The organism is Roseisolibacter sp. H3M3-2, assembly GCF_029211165.1.
Taxonomy (GTDB): Bacteria; Gemmatimonadota; Gemmatimonadetes; order Gemmatimonadales; family Gemmatimonadaceae; genus Roseisolibacter.
The window spans coordinates 1-2741 of record NZ_JARGEK010000200.1 but is presented as its reverse complement, the minus strand read 5'-3'; the positions used below and the strand labels follow the sequence as shown (position 1 = coordinate 2741).

Annotated in this window: 2 protein-coding genes and 1 pseudogene; 1 reads left to right on the top strand and 2 read right to left on the bottom strand. The window is 75.7% G+C overall.

Going from position 1 to position 2741, the window contains the following annotated elements:
• Window positions 1-78 precede the first annotated feature (78 nt).
• Window positions 79-291 (bottom strand): hypothetical protein, encoded by a 213-nt coding sequence (locus PYV61_RS15840; RefSeq protein WP_275833300.1) that lies wholly within the window; start codon window positions 289-291, stop codon window positions 79-81.
• Between the two features lie 215 nt (window positions 292-506).
• Here PYV61_RS15840 and PYV61_RS15835 point away from each other — a divergent pair, with 215 nt between their 5' ends.
• Window positions 507-2255, top strand: coding sequence for an EAL domain-containing protein (locus PYV61_RS15835; protein WP_275833298.1), 1749 nt, complete (start codon window positions 507-509; stop codon window positions 2253-2255).
• 27 nt (window positions 2256-2282) lie between these two features.
• On the opposite strand, the pseudogene PYV61_RS15830 reads toward PYV61_RS15835, so the two are convergent.
• Window positions 2283-2741: pseudogene (locus PYV61_RS15830) on the bottom strand (hypothetical protein); the annotation flags it as partial.

The window sequence follows — 2741 nt, the reverse complement described above, 5'->3', positions numbered from 1 at the left end:
CGCAGCCCGCAGCCCGCAGCCCGCAGCCCGCAGCCCGCAGCCCGCAGCCCGCAGCCCGCAGCAGCGACGCCGCCGCAGCTAGTTCGTCTTATTGATGGCCTCGCTCCGCACCCTCCCCATGATCTGCGCCAGCTCGGCCTCGTACTGCTGCCGCTCCTCCGGCGTCCACAGGTCGCGGTTGGCGGCGACGCGGATCGAGGCGAGCATCTCCTCCACCAGCTCGCGCAGGGCGGCGTTGCGCCGGCGGTCGGCGCCGGGGCGGGGGGCGGTCGAGTCGGACGGGTCGGTCATCGGCGATGGGACCGGCGGAGGACGGGGACGGCCGGCGGGCGCGGCCGGGACGCGAAGGTAACCCCCGGGTCGCCGCGCGACAGTGGCGCCGCCGCCGCATGACGATTCCGTCAGGTGCGGCAGATTCTGCTGTGGCCGTCATGATGGCTCAAGTGTCCCTCGCGACGGGACGACACTGAGGACTGCCCGGAACCCTCCGGGTCCGTCCCCCCGTCATGCCGCACCGACCCAACCCCGCCCTCCGCGTCTACGCCGCGCTCGCGCGCAGCCGGTGGCCCCGGTCGTACCGGGGGCGCCTGCTGCTCGCCCTGGCCGGCGCCGGCGCGCTGCCGCTCGCCGCCCTCGGCGCGCTCGTCGTCGCGGGGACCGACGACGGGCGCGTGCGCGGGGCGGCCGTCCTCGCCGTCGCCGCCCTCGGCACCGCGGCCGGGGTCGCGCTCGCCGCCCTGCTGGTGCACCACCTGCTCGCCCCGGTGCGCCTGACCGCCACCGCGCTGCGGCACTACCGGACCAAGTACACCAAGCCCCGCCTCCCCACCGACTTCCCGGACGAGGCGGGGATGCTCATGGCCGACGTGCAGCACGCCATCGACCGCCTCGACGAGATCGTGGTGCACGTGGCGACGTACGACCGGCTCACCGGGCTCCCGAACCGAATCCTCTTCCGCGACCAGGTCCGCCACGCGCTCGCCCAGGCGCGGCGCGACGCCCGCCCGCTCGCGGTCTGCATGCTCGACGTCGACGGGTTCACCAACGTGAACCTCTCGATGGGCCACCACGTCGGCGACTCGCTCCTCACCGCGGTCGCGCAGCGGCTGCAGGGCGTCGTGCGCGAGACCGACATCGTCGCCCGCATGGACGGCGACGAGTTCGCGATCCTCTGCGGCGGCCCCGCCACCGCCGAGGGGGTGGACCTGCTCGCGCGCCGCATCGTCGACGCGATGCAGCGCCCGTTCGTCGCCTCCGGCAAGGAGGTCACCCTCGGCATCTCGATCGGCGTCACGATGTTCCCCACCGACGACGGGGACGTCGAGCAGCTGATCCAGAACGCGACCAGCGCGCAGTGCGCCGTGCAGTCCGCCGGCGGCAACGGCTACCGCTTCTTCTCGTCGGAGCTGAACGCGCGGCTGCAGCACCGCATGTCCACCGAGGCCGACCTGCGCCGCGCCCTCGAGCGCGGGCAGCTGGCGCTGCACTACCAGCCGAAGGTCGACGTCGCGACGGGGAAGGTGCGCGGCTTCGAGGCGCTGCTGCGCTGGCACCACCCGGAGCGCGGGCTCGTCTCGCCGGTCGAGTTCATCCCGATCGCCGAGGAGACGGGGCTCATCGTCCCGATCGGCGAGTGGGTGCTGCGCCGCGCCTGCTCGCAGGTCGCCGAGTGGCGCGACGCCGGCATCCCGGTCGTCACCACCTCGGTCAACCTGTCGGCGCGCCAGTTCAAGCACGCCGACCTGGCCACCCTCGTGCGCGCCGTCCTGCACGAGACGCGGCTCGACCCGGCGCTGCTGGAGCTCGAGGTCACCGAGTCGATGCTGATGGAGGACACCGGGCGCGCCGTCGGCACCCTGCAGGCGCTCCGCGAGCACGGCGTCTCGATCTCGCTCGACGACTTCGGCACCGGCTACTCGTCGCTCGGCTACCTCACGCGCTTCCCGATCGACGCGATCAAGCTCGACAAGAGCTTCGTGCGCGACGTGGTGACCAACCGCCAGAACGGCGCGATCACGACCGCGATCATCGACCTCGGGCACTCGCTCGGCCTCGACGTGGTCGCCGAGGGGGTCGAGACGCGCGAGCAGTTCGAGTACCTCGCGCAGCGCGCGTGCGACGTCGTGCAGGGCTTCCTGTTCGGCCGCCCCGTCCCCGCCGACGAGGTGCCGGCGCTGGTCGAGAAGCTCGGCGCGATGCCGCCGGCGCGCGACGGGACGGAGCTGCCGGTGCGGCGCGGGGTGCGCGTGGCCTGAGCCCGCGCCCCCGCGCGCGGCGCGCCGCTACTCGAGCGGGCGCGGCATCGGCACCGGCGGCGACAGGACCTGCGCCGCGGCGCGCAGGAACGCCTCCACCTGCGGCTGCTGCGGCGCCAGCGGCCGCTCCTGCCGCACGCGCGCGGCGGCCACGGTCAGCTCGTTGCGCACGTAGCCGCCGGGGAGCGCGCCGCGCGCCGCCGCGGCGTCGAGGAAGGCGGCGTGCACGTACCCGGCGTGGCGCGCGGCGTCGGGCTCGGTGGCCAGGAGCACCGCCTGCTGGCGGACGCGCGCCGCCGCCGGCGGCGTGGCCCGCCCCGCGCGCACCGCGTCGAGCGCGTCGGCGAGCAGCGCGATCCCCTGCGCCAGCGTGTCGCCCCCGGCCGTCCAGGCGACGTAGCGCCCGACCGGGTCGGCCACGGCGCCGGTCGCCGCCGAAGGCGAGGGCGCCGCGGGCGCCGCGGGCGCCACCTCGCCGCCGCTGGC

What these genes read in the sequence shown, in the direction of transcription:
- PYV61_RS15840 (WP_275833300.1), bottom strand. Translation starts at nt 291, where the DNA reads ATGACCGACCCGTCCGACTCGACCGCCCCCCGCCCCGGCGCCGACCGC.
- PYV61_RS15835 (WP_275833298.1), top strand. Translation starts at nt 507, where the DNA reads ATGCCGCACCGACCCAACCCCGCCCTCCGCGTCTACGCCGCGCTCGCG.